Here is a 17,810-nt window from a genome sequence, read left to right on the forward strand (position 1 = left end):
ATACTCGGACTTTTTTGTGCAGTTTCGTTCAACTCTATAAGATAATCAGAGCCGGATCAGTCTTCCGAGGTTGGCGCAGCAGGTTTCTTTTTAGGAATAAATACTTCATCACCCACGGATACATTCTTGTAAAAGCCTTTGTCGCGCTTAACCGGTTTCTTAGCCACTTTCTTCGCTTGAGGACGAGATTTCTTAACAGTGGCTTTCTTGTTACGGAAATCAGGGGTACGTGGCTTGAGTCCCTTAAACTTGCCTTTCAGATCCTCATATTCTGAGAAGCTCAAATCTTGCTGCAAATACGTTTCTACTCGTTTAAAGCTGTCCCAGTCTTTTGGACCTACTAACGAGATCGCATCACCTTTATTGCCGGCACGTCCAGTACGCCCAACTCGGTGTACGTACTCCTCCGTGTGCTTAGGCATGTCAAAGTTAATGACGTGTGTAACCGTCGCGATATCAAGCCCACGAGACGCTACATCCGTTGTTACTAGAATTTTAAATACCGCGCGCTCAAACTGACTCATGATGGTATTGCGCTGAGTCTGATTTAAGTTACCGCTCAGTGCCACCGCCTTAAGTTTTTTCTCATTGAGTTTGGCTGTCAGGCGTTCGGTATCATCGCGAGTCGCTGTGAAGATAATCACTTGACGATATTCCGCTTCAGCGAGTACACGCTCAAGAATCGCTTCTTTATGATCAAGATGGTCGCACAAGTAGAATTTTTGCGTAATGTCTTTATGTTCTTCGTTCGACACACCGATAGCAATACGTTTTGGTGCATTAAGCATTTCAGACGCGATACCATTCACTTCGGCATGATCCAGCGTTGCTGAGAACATTAACGTCTGACGACGACGATGTTTTGCGGCATTATGAATACGACGCAGCTCTGGTGCAAAGCCGAGGTCTAACATTCGGTCAGCTTCGTCCAAAATCAACGTTTCTAAACCATCTAAGTGAAGAGAGCGGTGTTCTAAATGGTCAGCTAGACGTCCTGGTGTGGCAACAATAAATTTTGGATAGCGGCGCAAGGCTTTGACTTGGTCATTGAAGTTCTCACCACCAAGAATCAACGTCGCGTCGTAAGACAAACCAACCAACATCGAGCGAAGCTCGCCATAAACTTGTTTAGCAAGTTCACGAGTTGGGGCAAGGATTACCGCACGAGGATCTCGCGCAGAAAACGACTTCGTCTTGAGGGATTTATGAAGCATTGGCAATACAAAAGCCAAAGTCTTGCCCGAACCGGTTTTCGAAGATGCCAGTAGATCCTTGCCTGCAATTGCAACAGGAATGGCCTGCTGTTGAATGTCAGTCGCTTTCTTGAAATCATAGTGTTTTAGGTTCTTCAATAATCGGTTGTCTAAGCCGAGATCTTTAAATTGCAAAGTCTTCTCCAATAAATCAGTCAGCGTCTAAGCGCTCTGTCATGTTATATCTGCTCTAACGCCAGTGGCAGATAAAGCGCGGTATAATACCGCAGATCATAGGAGTATAGATAGAGATCGTACAAACTAATTCCTCAAATACTCCCACGTTGACTAAACTAAAGTCATCATTTCCAAATCATAGGTGGGTGAATTTGAGTAGGATATTGCACTTATTTAGTGACAGAAACTTTCATTTGCGTCAATTTCGTCTAAATTATTGATATCAGGTACGTAGCAAAGAGCTTGCTATAAGCACTGTTGTGAGAGAAATCATAGAGCGACATCGCTCTTGTGTTAGACTCATGTAAAAGTTAAAGTCAGGTACTCCATGAAATTCTTGGATTTTTTTGACTTTTGCTACATCATGTACTGATAGGATGTATACATACGTAACATCGCCCCCTGGTGTACAAGAGCTATGGAGCGATACTTTCACTCAAAGCAAGGAGTTCTTACATGAACAAAACGTTGATCGCAGCTGCTGCAACTTCAGTACTTTTACTAGCCGGTTGTGCTTCTTCTGATGATGCGGTAACAGCAAACGCAGCTAAACTAGATGAACTAAGCAACCAAGTTAGCCAATTGAGCCAAGATGTACAGTCTCTTCAATCTGACGTTCAAATGTCTAAAGATGCAGCTATGTCAGCTCAAGAAGAAGCAGCACGTGCTAACGAGCGTATCGACAACATCGCTCAATCTTACACTAAGTAATATTTACTCAAATAAGTTTGCTAAATAATATAAAGTGTAATGCCGCGCCTTACGGCGCGGTTATTTCTACAGGAACGCCATTCTGAGCAGCGATCACTGCTTTCGCCTTACTATCCTTCATTCCAAACTCAGAAAGCCACCATTCTAATTCTTTAGGTACTTCTAGATGATCTTTCTTGCCATTGCTGCGAGTTAAAGGTTCATGAGCTTCGACGAAAACACTTCTATCTGGTTCAAGTGATACTTTGATTGGTTGGTTGATGACCCTCACCTTTTCGCCACGGTTGACCTTGTCAAACAGCCATTCGATGTCTTCTGGGTTCATACGAATACATCCGGCACTGACTCGCATACCGATACCAAAGTCTTTGTTCGTACCATGAATCAAATACTCTCCGTTGCCATAGGCTAAACGAAGTGCAAACATCCCCAGAGGGTTATCAGGCCCAGACTGCACCACAGCCGGAAGATCAATACCCTTGGCTTTGTATTCAGCACGAATTGAAGCTGGCGGTGTCCACGTTGGGTTCGGGCGTTTTTGGCTGACACTCGTTTCCATCACTGGCGTATCACGTCCAATACGTCCAATTCCAACTGGAAAGACGTGTACCACGTCTTCACCCGCGGGGAAGTAATACAAACGCAGTTCCGCCAAATTGATAACAATGCCTCGATGGGAAACATTAGGTAGGATAAGCTGAGAAGGTATCGTCAACACATAGCCTTCTTGAGGCAGGAAGGGATCAACACCTTTATTTGCAGCCATGAGTGCGAGCATTCCCACTTCATAACGCTTGGCGATGTTTGCCATCGTCTCGCCTTCTTGTACAACGTGGGTTTCAAAGCGACCGATTATACGGCTCTCATCTTTTGGCAAGGGATACATTTTTGCAAACGACACTCCACTCGCTAAAGTCAAAGAGATAGCTAAAAGGGTTCGTTTCGCGAAACTCATCGATCGCTTTCTGCTAAGCATTTTCACTTAATTCCTTGGCACTTTTATAGAGACGTAAGGTTATCTCTCTTTCTGCCTTATGATCAACCATCGGCTTGTGATAATCCAGTAAAGAAAATTGCTCCCATTTCCACGGGTTATGAATAAACTTGTTTGGGACCTGCTTGATCTCTGGCACCCAGTAACGAACAAACTGCCCATCAGCGTCGAACTTCTCACCTTGGCTTATCGGATTAAATATCCGAAAGTAAGGCTGGCCATCACAGCCGGTCGACGCAGACCATTGCCACCCACCGTTGTTCGCGGCAAAATCACCATCAACCAACTTGCTCATAAAATAGGCTTCTCCCCATCGCCAGTCGATATGCAAGTCTTTAGTCAGAAAGCTCGCGACGATCATGCGCAATCGATTATGCATCCACCCTGTTTGATTAAGTTGGCGCATAGCTGCATCCACTATCGGATAGCCTGTTTCGCCATTTTTCCAGCGCTCAAATGCCTGCTCATCGTATGACCACTGAATGCAATCTTCCCAATCGATAAAGCCTTTCCCTTTCACGAGTTTTGGTTCAAACACCAACAAGTGCTGATAGAATTCACGCCAGATGATCTCACTTAACCAGGTTGCTTTACCCTCAGTCAGATCAGCTTGATCGTTTTCGGCAAACAACCTTGCGATACATTGCCTAGGCGACAAAGCGCCTATCGCCAAATAAGGTGATAACTGGCTAGTCCCCTCAATGGCTGGGAAATCTCTTTCTACTCGATAATCGTCACTACGCTCCCGCGCAAACTGTCGCAATTGTTTGAGGATAGCCTGGGTAGAAACGACCCAATTCTGACTGGATTCTCGTGGATAACTAAAATCGAAATCAGGTAAAAGAGTGTCTCTCTCTATCAAGCTCAGTATATCTTGCGGCAAGACATCCTGAGCATGAGGCTTTGAAACAGAAGGTAATTGAAATTGTTGGAGCCAAGCGCGTTTAAACGGCGTAAAAACTTTAAAGTACAGCCCTTGTTTGTTCAAAACCGTCGTTGGCGCGTGCACACATTTATCGTGAAAACCCTCAAAGCTAATGTCATATTGCTTTAGCCTCTCAGAGGTTTGGTGGTCAAGCGCTTGCTCATTAACTTCATAATGTAAATTAGCCATGACACGCGTCGCACCAATGTGTTGTGACCAGCGACAAATCACATCAGGACACTCTTCAAAGCTCGGCACTTCACGGTAAAGTAATGGAATATTAAGTTCAGCTAACTCTTTATTGAGTATCTCTAAGCGACGAGCGATAAGATCGGCTTGCATCGGAGCCATGTGATGCTGCTCCCATTGTTTTGGGGTCGATATAAAACACGCCACAACGGGCAATCCTGTCGCTAAAGCTGCATTTAATGCCGTGTGGTCTAGCGTTCTTAAGTCCCGCCTGAACCATACCAGTACCATGCTCTCTCCTTACTTTTAAGTGAATATACGCAACAATCCCAGCAACAAAGTTGACCGTTGATACTGTGATAGATGACAGTGAATGTTCAGTAGTAAAATTTACTGATTAAAATGCAATTTTCCGATCACTTCAGAGTATTGAATACGCTGTGGAAATTTAGCCTGAAGCGCTTTTAAGACGTCAAGTTGCTTTGCTGCAAGTGCTTTGTTAGAAAACAGATAAATGCTCTGGTATCGGTCGAGAACCGGGTGATCAATCAACCCTGATATGTCTTCGACTTTATCAATCAAGGTCGTGTGATACCCTTGTTCACATAGCATTGCAGCTTGGATCCAACTTTCCGACTCGCGAGTTTGTTCGAAACTGATCAGTAAACATTTTCCTTTAGAAGATGCTTTATTCTCTGAGTCAATAACCAAAGCGAGTCGAGTGATCAGACAAGTTTGAAAAAGGCCGCGTTGCAAGGTTCTTAACGGGCCCTTCACCATCTCCAACGCATCGAAAATAGGCATAATGAACTGCTCGATAACTAAATTGAGTGGATACTCCTTCATTACCGACGACATTAGCGCCTCGGTCTTGCCATGATTAAGGTCGGCTAAGGCCGAAAGTAGCACGCCCACTTCTTCTAACGGCGGTGTCTCTGTCCCAATGTCGACATCACTCGTTTGCCCTAATAACCCTTTAACTTTGCCAATTGCAACGCCTTTCGCCAGCCAGCCTTGAATCTCCTTAATCGTGTCAATATCCTGCTGACCATACAATCGATGCCCTTTCTCTGTCCGTTGAGGCTGAATAAGGTTATATCGTCTTTGCCAGGCTCTTAAGGTGACAGGCTTAACGCCAGTGATTTCAGAGACATCTCGAATTGCGTAATATTTTTCTTCAGAGTTACAAGCCATAACGTAATCTCATCTCCTGAGGATGTGGATCTAAAAATTTTTGTTTTTGTAAATACTCATCTGGGTAAGTATTGAGGTAGTGCTTAATTAAGGTCAGTGGTGCCAGCAAAGGCAGCGTACCAATACGATAATCGTCAATCACGGTTGCCAATTCTTCCTTTTCCTCTTTCGTTAAAGAACGCTTAAAATACCCTTGCAAATGCATTAAGACATTGGTGTTATTTTTACGACTGGCTCGGTTTCCTAGCGCCTTCATCAAGCCCAATCGATATTCTTTGTAAAACTCTTCTATGTCATACGCCGCGACATTGGCGACTAGACGCCCTAAAGAACGATACGATTCCGGATGGTGGGCCATTAGCGTTAATTTGTAACGGGAATGGAAATCTATAATTTTGCCTCTTGTGGGCTCTCCGTCCATTGAAGAATAGAAATCCTTGAGACAGAAAACTCGGGTAATAAAATTTTCTTTAAGAACAGGATCGTTTAAGCGACCGTCTTCTTCAACGGGTAGCCACGGCATCTTTTTCATCAGGGTTTGCGTATATAGCCCAACCCCTTCTTTAGATGCATTGTGCTTGGTATACACCTTGACTCGTTCCATGCCACAGGTCGGTGACTTGGCACAAACGATGTAACCACATAAATCTTCACTTTGAAGCTCATCTACTTTATTCGCAGAGTAAGCTAGCATGTTGTCGGTATGATCATTTTCAGGATTTTTTGTTTCCACTAAGGCAATTCGCTCATTATCAGAAATCAAACGAATCGTAGGCCTAGGAACTGGCATTCCGACCCCCACCTCGGGACACACAGAGACAAAATCAAAAAATTGACTGAGTTCTTTCGTGACGAAATTACTCACTTTGTGGCCAGAGTCAAAACGAACTCGTTCGCCCAAAACACAAGAACTGATACCGACCTTGATTAAAGAATCCATAACGCACCAACCTATACAAACGAATTTTATGTATAACTTATAGCAAGTCACTTAAAATTGTACAAGAAAATTAACTGTACAATTTAAATCTTCTACTCTGTTGTAGCCAAAGGCGATCATCAAGATGGATAAAAGTTTTCAATAAACCATTATTTAATTCGGTGAGCTTGAAAATAACCGGAAGCAAATCGATTGCTCCTTTACTTTCAACATATTTAGTTATCAACATCATTCACCTTGGGTAAATGAATGCTTTTTGTGACTAATCTCTCAAGTAAGCCCTACCTATCCCGATACTATTGCTTCAACGAAAACGAGCAATTTCAACAGAATTGGTAACAACGTTGTATAATCAAGACGTTTTATCAAAAAAACTTTGGAGAGTACTTATGGCAACCCCACACATCAACGCACAACCAGGTGATTTCGCTGAAACCGTTCTTATGCCAGGCGACCCTTTGCGTGCCAAATACATTGCCGAAACTTTTCTAGATGATGTAAAACAAGTTTGTGATGTTCGCAACATGTTCGGCTACACAGGTACTTACAAAGGTAAAAAAGTTTCTGTCATGGGGCATGGTATGGGCATCCCTTCATGCTGTATCTACGTTCACGAGCTTATCGCTGAATACGGTGTGAAAAATGTTATCCGTGTTGGCAGCTGTGGTGCAGTACGTGACGACGTTAATCTAATGGACGTTGTGATTGGTATGGGGGCTTCTACAGACTCAAAAGTGAACCGTATCCGTTTCAACAACCACGACTTTGCAGCAATTGCTGACTTCAGCCTGCTAGAAGAAGCGGTCAAGCAAGCTCGCAGCCAAGAAGTGCCTGTAAAAGTGGGTAACGTATTTTCAGCGGACCTATTCTACACACCTGAAGCAGACATCTTCGAGAAGATGGAAAAGCTCGGTATTCTTGGTGTTGATATGGAAGCGGCGGGTATCTACGGTGTCGCAGCGGATCTAGGTGCAAAAGCACTGACCATCCTTACGGTTTCTGACCACATCATCCGCGGCGAGAAACTGAGTTCAGAAGAGCGTCAAAAGTCATTCAATGACATGATGAAAGTCGCACTAGAAACGGCAATCAACATTTAATAATAATGATTCAACTATTCGCAGTCGGTGCCTGACCGACTGCCCGAATTACCCAGAGGGGGCGATCGTGTCTAACGGCAAACTGCCAAAAGACGCAGATGGGTTACAACTCAACTTTTGTAAAACATTGGCGTGTGACAACTTTGGATTGAGTGATGCAAAATATTATATTTTGCAACATGCTAACCCTAAGCGTCCGGCGATGGTATGCCGTGAATGTGGAGCTTTCCCCCCTTTACTTAACAACCGAGACGTGGTGAACGAACTTCATCGCTTAAGACAGGTCCATAGCGACGGGCTGCCTGCGTGTCGAAATGACGCCTGTGAAAACTTCGGACTCTCAGTCCACACCCACAAACACCTCTATCACGCGTTTGGCTATAGTGGCGATCGCCAACGATACCGATGTAAAGCGTGTCAAAGTACATTTGTTGATAAATGGTCTGGTGCCAACAACAAGCTTCAGTTTCAAGAGAACCTAATGGGCTTGCTGTTTACCGGCTATTCGGTACGCGAGATCTGCCGCAAGCTAAGTATTAATCCGAAAACCTTTTATGATCACGTCGATCACATTGCCAGTCGTTGTCGTCGAAAGTTAGCCACCATCGACGCTCGTTGGGTGAACCATGCGAAACAATATGAACTCTCGTCCAATTACATCGCTCTACAGCCAAAAAGTAACAATGGCGTCTATTGGATTGTATCTGGTGAGGCTCATTCTGGTTATATTCTTTGCCAACACGTGAATTACTCATCAACCGATGAGCCTGTTGGTTCAATTGATCATAATCCCTACGACGATGTATCTCATTTTGTCTCACATGAATATACGGCGGAAGCCAGCGAGCCGCTATCGGTTCCTTCTAACAACCTTCGTGAGCGTATTGATCAGAAATACCAAACCATTCTGGCTCGCGGAAATGTAGAGGACCCATTAGGAAACCTCAGTACGTTCAATTATCCATCCAAAGGAGCGTTGATCTACCCGCCTTACACATCTTATGCGCATTATTTACACGTCTTGGACATGTGCGATTCAGACAAGCGGGTATCTATCTACATACCTCAAGATCCTCTACTTCGCTCTGCTGCATTAAGTGTTTGTCTTGACCGCATCCGACAAAAAAACGTCGATTTAATGTACGTAGAAGAGGATCCTGGATGGGACATCCGCGCACCGTTTGGGAAAATCGACATCGCCTACATGAGTTGGTGGCGAGATCGATGGGCTATTTCTAGTCAACGTACAGGAGAGATTGATTCCAACGAGCATAAGGAAAGTACCAAAAACAAAGGTGTCTGTTACCTTGCAGGGGACAACAATACTCCTGAAGCTTGGCTCAATGTGGCGACAATACATCACGTAGAGTTTTATCAAAGCCGCTTCCAACTTCTGTTTGAAAGCTTTATAAACGAACCTCGTCGCAAATTAAGACCTGGAGGGATTTTACCCCTTTTGGATATTTTCAGAGCTTGGCATAATTTGTGCTACCAAGATAAAGAAGGTCTCACCGCCGCACAAAGGCTATACGTTACTGACGCTCCTTTGACGATAAAACAGCTTCTATCCTAACTCTCTGAACTGTCCAGACGTTTTATATGAGGTGATGTTATGCGGTATTAATGTGCACCTGATAGTTGACTGTAATTCTAATTACAGGAAGTGCCAGTTCGATAGAGATGGGTGTTAAAGTTGGACAAAAGCCAAATAGTAGATGAGCTAAAGCAACTCAAAGAGCAAGCAAAACTTCACCCTGAAGCGACACTTCGGGCAACGGAGCTTTGTCGAATTCGTGCGGAGCAAACACTGTTTGTCGAAGGGGAAATCAAAGCGCTAATCATTATGGCTCATTGTCATTGGTGCTTAATGGACTACCGTCAAGGACTCAAGTTAATCAAAGAGGCCTATCGCAGACAGAATCAACTCGAAACAGACGATCATCTACCAGAAATTCTTCATTTATTCGCCCTGCAATATTGGGGACAAGCTAAATACTATTCTGCTCAGCAATACTGGATCAATGCACTTGAACAATCCGCACTGGTTGGTGACATAGAAATTCAAATAGAGTCTTTAATTGGCCTTGGTAACGTGTGGCGTATCACCAATGAGCACGAACTTGCCGCATCTACTCATGAGCTTGCTGTAAAAGTGGCAAACAACGTCCGGATAACGTGGTTAGAAGGCAAAGCGCGCATACTTTTGGCTTGGGATTACTACCTTCTTAAGCAATTCGTCAAAATGTTGACTGTTCTCGATGGCGCGACGGGACTGATCAGAGATCACGAAGACAGCACATGGGAAGCTGAAATTTGGGACTTTAGGGGTCTAGCTCTGATTGGTTTAGAGCGTTTTGATGACGCGGAAGAAGCAACAAACAAAGCTCACAACTTAGCCGTTAAACACGATCTGACTTGGATGAAAGCGCATTCATTCATTAGCCGTGCCCGCTTGGAGCTGCTGCGCAACAATACCGATAGTGCAGCAACACTATTACTCGCAGCGGAAGAGTCTGCACAAACCTTCGACAATGGTGAACTTCTTAGCCAAATCTGCTTTCAACAATCCCTGGTTGCCGAACAGCAAGAAGATTTTAAAGCAGCGTTTCTTGCGTTTAAAAAATATCGAAAACATGCGCTGAAGATGCTAAAAGAACAAACTTATCGAGTCAGTGCAGATAAAGCCCACAGCTCTAAACGACAACTTCAATTACGTGCACATAAATTGATCAACCATGTACGTTCACAGCATGAATACAATCCAGAGAAACAGTTTTCAAACGTAGTCTCCGAAACGTATTGGTGGGAGCAGTTGGTCTTGTTTAAAACCCAGCTAAAGCAATCCAAACATTCGGTCATCATGATTCAGCATGATGACCCCGATTTGTTAGATGTCTGCACCGAGCTCGTTCACTCATTAACGTTATCAAACGATCTTATTTCTCGTTTATCCAGTAACCGATTGGCCATGCTTATCGCAGAAAAGGGGCAACCGGCTGAAGATCTGTATCAAACGGTTAAGGTCATGTTAGACATTTATCCATGGGAACGACGGGGGCTGAAAGGGCCTAAGCCGGTACTGTACCTGCAAGATATCCTAACGTTCCCATTCACGTTAGAACAATTGGAAGAAAGCCAAATCGAGGTGAGAGCGCATGGAACAACTGCTTAATAAAGTCACTGAGGCTGGCATTGACCCTTGCTCTGTCTCTGGTGACGAAGCAATCACACTTTGGCAGTATATTGCTAATCACATCGCTTCAACCAACCGAGAAAAAGCACATTGCTACATCATTAGTGCCGAGTATCGAAAAGAAGTAAGACAACTAAACAAAAGCATTGCAGAATTAAGAAAAGCCCTAGAGTATCTGGAGCTACCTACCGATTTTGAAGACATTTTATCCGTAAAAGAAAGTCTTAGTGAACGCTTAGTGGAAGCTGGGGATTATAACGCTGCGCTCGCAGAGTATATCTCCTCCACCGATATCGCCGTCGAATACGGTCAAATTGACGAGTACGTTTCCGCACTTATTGGTATGGCGAATTTATGCGACACCTACGGTGACCATAACCGCGCATTGCGTTACTACACCAAAATTGACGCGATTGATCACGCCCTGAACAGCCGTTCACTGCGCTTACGCTATAAGCTTTATCTGCTTGCTTGTTACGTTAGCCTGCATCGCATCGCTGACGCTGAGCAGCTATTAATCGAGTGTGAAGAGCTCAGTATCTTAGTGAGTGACAAAAACCTCGCTGCTCAGATCCATTTGTATCGAGCCAAAATCTATCAACTGCAAAACTGCCACTCGAAGGCGTTGCTTTCACTCTCGAACGTCCAATACACCTCTGGAACGTCGACCACATATTGGCTTTCAACCGTGGTTAAAATTGAAACCGCGTATTGCTTAAATGCCATAGGGCGGACGGAATTAGCCAACACACTGTTGAACTCAATCGAGAAAAGACTACAGCAAGACTCGTCTCCTACCATTGCGCGACGCTTTTACAGTGCAATGAGCGAAATCAGCTCGTCTCAGGAGAACTTCAGACAAGCATTAAACTGCGAGAAGCGTGCCTTTCGTATTGAATCGGATCTGTTGAAGCATGTCCCAATAAGCGAACTGGGACCAGCTCAACTGCGTCGATTGACACGCTTTGAGTTGCAATTAAAGCTGATCCTGTCAGAAATAGAGAATAAAGAGCTCAAAGAGACAACCCAGCAACATAAAAATACCATGGCTCGACTCCAGCAAGATGTCTTTACCGATCCCTTAACTTCTTTGCATAATCGTCGCTGGTTAGAAGTTAAACTCAAAGATCTTTTACTTCACGACACCCCTTTTGCTTTGATGGTGATTGATATCGATCACTTTAAATCAATCAACGACGAGCTCAGCCATCTTGTTGGAGACAAAGCGATTACCCGTGTGTCTAAAGAGCTCGCCGAGTACTTTGTGTTTAAAGGCGCCTCTTGCGTTCGATTTGGAGGAGAAGAATTTCTTGTCATTATTGAAAACTGCAAGCTAGAGCGAGCAGAAATGCACGCGGAAAACTATCGAGAAAGAATTTATCAATATGATTGGGATAGTATTCTCGGTGAACGAGGGCTCACGGTTTCAGTTGGAATAACACTACACCGAGATGGCGAGAATACACAGCGTACTTTTTACCGTGCTGATAAAGCATTGTATCGAGCAAAAGCCAATGGCCGTAATCAAGTGTGCACCGAGCTGTAAGTCAATAGCCCTAGAATCATGTAACGTGAAAGCTTTTGTCGTGACTCCCCCGCTATACCGATAACGAGGGAGCATTTTTTGTGAAATAACCGTTTCTACGTGAACACTAGACGTTCCAGTGCACGTCAGTCTGGAACGGCTACTTTATTGATTTCTTAAGCGCTGCCAGTAACTTTCATATACCGCTAACGTCTCAGCACCAACATCGTTTATGAATTCACCTTTTTCCATATCGTCTTCCGCAGGGAAAATCGTTGGATTATTTTTTATTTCGTCTGGTAGGCTATTTCGTCCCGCATTAGTTGCAGACGCATAGCCCAGCGTATTGACGATTTCTGCTTGATTTTCAGGCTGATACATAAAGTTAATAAACTTATGCGCCAACGCTTTGTTTTCACTGCCTGACGGAATAGTGAAATTATCCATCCACAATACCGCCCCTTCTTCTGGCATCACAAACTTCAGTTCTGGCATTTCTACTTGACCTTGATATGCGTTGCCATTCCATTGCATACCAACCGATGTCTCGCCGGAAACATAAGGAACTTGCGGAGCATCTGAATTATAGAGCAATACATTGTTTTTTAGCGCGACCAGCGATTCATAAGCTTGTTTGATTTCCGACTCATTTTTGCTGTTCACACTGTGGCCGTTCATTTTCAAAGCCATCCCAAACACATCGCGAATGTCGTCTATCAACATGACTTGTTGTTCGTACTGCGCATTCCATAAGTCTGACCATTTGGTAACGGGTTGCTCGACCATTGCTTCGTTGTAACTTATACCAGTCACCCCCCAAATATAAGGAAGCGAGTAATCGTTATTCGGATCGTGAGCTTGTCCAAGTAGACCATGCATTGTGTCTTGCATATTCGGAATTAGCCCATGGTCAAGTTTGGCTAATAGGCCTTCTCTTGCCATTTTTTCGATAAAGTACGCCGACGCAAAAACAACATCATATCCAGTGCCTTTGAGCAACTTGAGTTTGGTGTACATCGACTCGTTGTTTTCAAAAGTAGAATAATTAATTGTCACGCCTTGCTGTTTTTCAAAGGCTTTTAATGATGCTTCAGGCAAATATCCGCCCCATGCATACACGTTCAGTGTTTTGTTTTCTGCATGAGCAAATAGGCTTAGCATCAGCGCGCTTAGCCCCAATCCTTTGATAAAAAATTTCATGGTACGCAATCCAACCAGTCCAGCGACGCGCTGGGATTCGGCTGCATCATTAGGCAATTTTTGATTAAAGAAAAGAAAAATAAATTGATCTTAAAAAGCAAAAATATTTATCGTTTTCTGCTCTTAAACAGGTCTGCTAAAGCTAAAAAAACAAAAAAGGATTGAGGGTTTTCCCAAACTTAGTACAAATTTTTCACCCTAGACCGAGAGCAACCTGTATAATGCATCGTTTGAAATATTTTGTTACGTTTGAATGGTGTTCGAGAAAACGATGAAAAGCAGTAAATGGTCGGGATTAGCGGTTGGCACTTTGGTATTAATCGCCGTATTACTACTATTCGGGTCTCCCGTGAATGCTTCATGGCAAAATATCCCATTGAAAGCGATAAATGACATAGCATTTAGTTTGTCTTTTGGTCTTGGGCTAAACCACGTAGTCGCTTATTCCGCTGCCATTATGACGCTCGCTGCACTTTTCTACATCGGCTATGTCGTCGGAGAACGCGTTTTTTATAAATTGAGATAACGATGATTCAATAAGTTAACCCTGCTCACTTCCCCGAACTAAACCATTCTCCCTTGATTGATCATCCCATTGCTGGCGTTAGTCTAAATTTGCCAGCGAATAATAACTGCTCAACCTACGCTTAAATTCCTGAGCCCAACATGTTAGTATTCGCGACTTTTTGAAGAACCTCACACTTTCTAGCGAAAAGTGATGTGGTGAAATACACGGCCCAATGGCCCCCAAAAGCGAAGTACTTATGTCAAATATGACGAATACCGCCACTCATGCTCCGATTCAGGATGCTGACTATTCTGCGATTCACCCTCCCTCTCTAACCCAACGGCTTGAACTCAAAAACCCTGTATTTTGGTTAAGCGGTAGTTTTCTCTCTCTATTCGTTCTTCTTGCACTGGTTAACTCCGACCGGCTCACCGCAATGGTGAACACAGGATTCAGTTTTGCCACTGACTATTTTGGTGCTTACTGGCAAATATTGCTTCTTCTTAATTTTGTTATTGGCTTGGCTCTCGCATTTGGCCGTACAGGATGCGTGCGTCTGGGAGGTTTAGCGGAGCCAGATATTGATAACTTCAAATGGCTGTCTATCGTACTGTGTACATTACTAGCTGGGGGCGGCGTATTCTGGGCTGCTGCGGAGCCGATAGCCCACTTTGTTACCGCTCCACCTCTGTTTGGCGAAGCATCACCTAAAACAGCAGCAATTAATGCTTTGTCTCAGTCTTTCATGCATTGGGGCTTCTTAGCTTGGGCGATTCTCGGTGGATTATCTGCGATCGTATTAATGCATCTACATTACGATAAAGGGCTACCACTAAAACCACGTACGTTGCTCTACCCAGTCTTCGGAGATAAGGCCATTCATGGCTGGATTGGTACTGTGGCTGATGCCTGCAGCATCATTGCGACCGCTGCAGGTACCATCGGTCCAATTGGCTTCCTGGGTTTACAAATCAGTTACGCGTTAAATGACTTATTTGGTGTACCAGATAGCTTCTTTACCCAGAGCATGGTAATCGTTGGAGCCATTATCATGTATACCTTATCGGCGCTGAGTGGCGTAAGTAAAGGTATTCAAATTATCAGTCGTTACAACGTCATCCTATCTGCACTTTTGATCGGCTATATTCTTTTCTTTGGACCGACGAGCTTTATTGTGGATGGTTACATTCAAGGCGTTGGCCGACTCATCGACAACTTCTTTCCAATGGCGCTCTATCGAGGAGATACAGAGTGGTTAAGTTGGTGGACAGTGTTCTTTTGGGGCTGGTTTATTGGTTATGGACCAATGATGGCGATCTTCATTGCGCGTATCTCTCGAGGTCGAACCATTCGCCAACTGATCATGTCGATTAGTATTGCTGCTCCTCTCATTACTTGCTTCTGGTTTAGTGCTGTGGGCGGTAGTGGCCTCGCATTTGAACTAGATAACCCTGGTTTAATTTCAACTGCGTTCGAGGGATTCAACCTTCCTGCCGTTTTGCTTGCCATTACCTCTGAGTTACCGTATCCAATGATCCTTTCGGTACTATTTCTGATCTTAACTACAACGTTTATCGTCACCACTGGCGACTCAATGACTTACACCATAAGCGTTGTCATGACGGGAACAACCGAACCGAACGCTGTGATTCGATCTTTTTGGGGGATGATTATGGGCGCAGTCGCTATTGTCTTGATTTCGATGGGATCAGGCGGTATATCCGCACTACAATCCTTTATCGTTATCACTGCTGTCCCTGTATCCTTCATTCTGCTGCCAAGCGTTTGGAAAGCGCCAGGGATTGCCAGTCAAATGGCGAAAGACCAAGGCTTAGTTTAACCGCCAATCTAATCAAGCTTTCGACTCCCCTCGATACTCTATCGGGGGGACGATTTAAGCCGCATGTCATCACCGCATCTGGTCGCCAGTGTTCAAATTCACAATCCATCAATACGCCGTCTTGCATATAGTTAATACTGGCTGATTATCCGCCAATTTGAGTGCATGTTACTTGGCAATAAACGCTATTTTAGTGCTTGTCATGCAATCGAAATCAATTGGGATTATTGTTTATACTCAAAGTGTCCTCTACGAAACTCAACCCTTCGGAGTCTAAAACATGTCCAAACCTTTATATGTCTTTGATATGGACGAAACCTTAATCAATGCTGACTGTGCGATGCTTTGGAATGCCTTTCTGGTGAGAAAAGGGATTGCAACACAAGCCAATTTCCTTGAAGAGGATAAACGCATGATGGCGCTTTATGCAGAAGGAAAAATGGACATGGAGGATTACCTCACATTTTGTATGGCGCCATTAGCCAATATCCCTATTGCACAAGTAGACGCGTTAGTGGAAGAGTGCGTAGCACATGACATCTTACCTAAACAGTTTGCTCAGGCGAAAACCTTGATTGAGCAACTATCCCAAGACAGAGTCGATATGGTCATCATCTCTGCTAGCGTCACTTTCTTAGTCAAAGCGGTTGGCCAACGTATCGGTGTCCCAACGGCACTAGGGATTAACTTGGTTGAAGAAGAAGGTTGTTACACTGCTAAGATTTCCGGTATTGCGAGCTATAGAGAAGGTAAGGTCACGCGTTTAGAGCAGTGGTTGAAGGCACAAGATGAGCCCTATTCAGATATCCATTTCTATACCGACTCCATTAACGACTTACCTTTGTGTGAATACGCAGATTACTCATACTTAGTAAACCCCTGTCCACGCCTGAGAACGCACGCTAACCGACCGAATTGGACAGTGCTAAGTTGGTAGTTATCATTGCACCTTTGCTCTTATCAAGGTCAAAACTAAGAAAATTGTATGGCCTTGAGGGAGGTTTGCTCATTCGATGGTTTTGCTGAAAATAGCCTCACGAACCTCAAAGACAAACACAAAAAACACACATAACATTAACAAAAGTATGGTCTTTATTCTTGTCGGCAGAAAAATGAAAAGTCTAAAATCAGAATAGATCCGTGTTTATATAACCAAACAAGATAAACAAACTATTAACCAGAACAACAATGGCTATTAAAACAACCAGTTATATCCACCCTCATAACAAAACATCAATATTGCAACAATTGCACCTAGTAATAATGCAACCATTGATTGAAAAATTAACATTTTGTTAATCATTACAACAATGTTAATTTTATCGCCACTGGTCGTACTGATGATAAGCCTCTCACCAAGCATATTGTCAGTGGTATAAGGACGTTCGACCATCTCCAAAATGAATAGACACCCAATTTGGTGCCCTTTTTAGTTTGCCCACATACATCGTTCTTTGTGGGCTTTTTTCTATTTGAAAGCTTGTGATGAAACTGGTCATTTGGATTCATGGGAGTCGTCAATATTAAGATTTACTCGCCTCCGACTTCTGACATGGCACCTTAACCAACTGTCCCTGCTCTTCTTTAATGCGTTTCACAATCTGTGCATCACGTGCTTCGATATCATCCATATTTAGTTTTTGGATATCTGCGATTGCTTCGTGCCTCATTTCTGAAAAATCTTGTCGTAAATCTGCACTCCACTCCTCCTTGTCTAACGTGTTCGCAGCAGTAAATGGTGATGACATGACAGCAATAAGACCTAAAGTAGAAAGATTGACATATTTCATAGCAAGCTCCTTGAAAGTTAGCAGTTTATTTTGAACACATGACTTACATGACACGTTAGACATAGCACGTTAAATGCCAACTTTTAACTCTATTAATAACAATAACTTAGCAATCTTTTTGTCTTACGATCTTTCATGGGGTGGTTATTTTTACACTTTATGCGTCAAATTAACCAAACCCATATTTACGTGGATTTATATTCACTCAGCATATAAAACCAGACTAATACCACTATGGATGACGAAGTGATCAATTTATTGTGCAGGACTT

The 17,810-nt window shown here is 43.6% G+C and carries 15 protein-coding genes; 8 read left to right on the top strand and 7 right to left on the bottom strand.

Features of this window, described 5'->3' with window-relative positions:
- Window positions 1-56 precede the first annotated feature (56 nt).
- A complete protein-coding gene (locus ONE56_RS18795; RefSeq protein WP_423840726.1) occupies window positions 57-1,400 on the bottom strand; it encodes a DEAD/DEAH box helicase in 1,344 nt (447 codons plus the stop codon).
- A 486-nt stretch (window positions 1,401-1,886) separates the two neighbouring features.
- On the opposite strand from ONE56_RS18795, the gene ONE56_RS18800 reads away from it, so the two are divergent.
- Entirely contained in the window at window positions 1,887-2,141 is a 255-nt protein-coding gene (locus tag ONE56_RS18800) for an Lpp/OprI family alanine-zipper lipoprotein (protein WP_041156368.1), read from the top strand.
- Window positions 2,142-2,190: 49 nt separating this feature from the next.
- Here ONE56_RS18800 and ONE56_RS18805 read toward each other — a convergent pair whose 3' ends face one another.
- From ONE56_RS18805 to ONE56_RS18820, 4 genes are all read right to left on the bottom strand, one after another.
- Window positions 2,191-3,117, bottom strand: a complete 927-nt coding sequence (locus ONE56_RS18805) for a L,D-transpeptidase family protein (RefSeq protein WP_331438279.1) — start codon at window positions 3,115-3,117, stop codon at window positions 2,191-2,193.
- Complete coding sequence (phrB, locus tag ONE56_RS18810; protein ID WP_423840727.1) at window positions 3,110-4,540, bottom strand: deoxyribodipyrimidine photo-lyase; 1,431 nt, start codon at window positions 4,538-4,540, stop codon at window positions 3,110-3,112. The genes ONE56_RS18805 and phrB overlap by 8 nt, the downstream gene beginning before the upstream one ends.
- Before the next feature lie 99 nt (window positions 4,541-4,639).
- The gene (locus ONE56_RS18815) at window positions 4,640-5,443 is read right to left on the bottom strand and encodes a MerR family transcriptional regulator (RefSeq protein WP_423840728.1); all 804 of its coding nucleotides are present in this window, start codon (window positions 5,441-5,443) and stop codon (window positions 4,640-4,642) included.
- Window positions 5,433-6,383 carry a DUF523 and DUF1722 domain-containing protein gene (locus ONE56_RS18820; RefSeq protein WP_331438282.1) on the bottom strand — a complete coding sequence of 317 codons (951 nt, stop codon included), beginning with the start codon at window positions 6,381-6,383 and terminating at the stop codon, window positions 5,433-5,435. Before ONE56_RS18820 ends, ONE56_RS18815 begins: the two co-directional genes overlap by 11 nt.
- A gap of 389 nt (window positions 6,384-6,772) precedes the next feature.
- Here ONE56_RS18820 and deoD point away from each other — a divergent pair, with 389 nt between their 5' ends.
- The 4 genes from deoD (at window position 6,773) to ONE56_RS18840 (ending at window position 12,222) form a co-directional block, all read left to right on the top strand.
- Entirely contained in the window at window positions 6,773-7,483 is a 711-nt protein-coding gene (gene deoD / locus ONE56_RS18825; protein WP_041156365.1) for a purine-nucleoside phosphorylase, read from the top strand.
- Between the two features lie 67 nt (window positions 7,484-7,550).
- Complete coding sequence (locus tag ONE56_RS18830; RefSeq protein ID WP_423840729.1) at window positions 7,551-9,056, top strand: transposase; 1,506 nt, start codon at window positions 7,551-7,553, stop codon at window positions 9,054-9,056.
- Between the two features lie 120 nt (window positions 9,057-9,176).
- Complete coding sequence (locus ONE56_RS18835) at window positions 9,177-10,655, top strand: hypothetical protein (RefSeq protein ID WP_041156381.1); 1,479 nt, start codon at window positions 9,177-9,179, stop codon at window positions 10,653-10,655.
- Window positions 10,639-12,222, top strand: a complete 1,584-nt coding sequence (locus tag ONE56_RS18840) for a diguanylate cyclase domain-containing protein (RefSeq protein ID WP_423840730.1) — start codon at window positions 10,639-10,641, stop codon at window positions 12,220-12,222. Before ONE56_RS18835 ends, ONE56_RS18840 begins: the two co-directional genes overlap by 17 nt.
- Window positions 12,223-12,366: 144 nt before the next feature.
- On the opposite strand, the gene ONE56_RS18845 is transcribed toward ONE56_RS18840, so the two are convergent.
- A complete protein-coding gene (locus tag ONE56_RS18845; RefSeq protein ID WP_423840731.1) occupies window positions 12,367-13,401 on the bottom strand; it encodes an ABC transporter substrate-binding protein in 1,035 nt (344 codons plus the stop codon).
- Between the two features lie 271 nt (window positions 13,402-13,672).
- On the opposite strand from ONE56_RS18845, the gene ONE56_RS18850 reads away from it, so the two are divergent.
- From ONE56_RS18850 to ONE56_RS18860, 3 genes are all read left to right on the top strand, one after another.
- Window positions 13,673-13,927 carry a hypothetical protein gene (locus tag ONE56_RS18850; RefSeq protein WP_041156361.1) on the top strand — a complete coding sequence of 85 codons (255 nt, stop codon included), beginning with the start codon at window positions 13,673-13,675 and terminating at the stop codon, window positions 13,925-13,927.
- Window positions 13,928-14,165: 238 nt separating this feature from the next.
- Window positions 14,166-15,749, top strand: coding sequence for a BCCT family transporter (locus ONE56_RS18855; RefSeq protein WP_423840732.1), 1,584 nt, complete (start codon window positions 14,166-14,168; stop codon window positions 15,747-15,749).
- Between the two features lie 280 nt (window positions 15,750-16,029).
- On the top strand, window positions 16,030-16,686 hold the full coding sequence (locus tag ONE56_RS18860) for an HAD family hydrolase (protein ID WP_423840733.1): 657 nt from the start codon (window positions 16,030-16,032) through the stop codon (window positions 16,684-16,686).
- Between the two features lie 586 nt (window positions 16,687-17,272).
- Here ONE56_RS18860 and ONE56_RS18865 read toward each other — a convergent pair.
- Window positions 17,273-17,539 (bottom strand): hypothetical protein, encoded by a 267-nt coding sequence (locus tag ONE56_RS18865; protein ID WP_041156358.1) that lies wholly within the window; start codon window positions 17,537-17,539, stop codon window positions 17,273-17,275.
- Window positions 17,540-17,810: the final 271 nt, after the last annotated feature.

It is taken from the genome of Vibrio mytili (assembly GCF_049563345.1).
Taxonomy (GTDB): Bacteria; Pseudomonadota; Gammaproteobacteria; order Enterobacterales; family Vibrionaceae; genus Vibrio; species Vibrio mytili.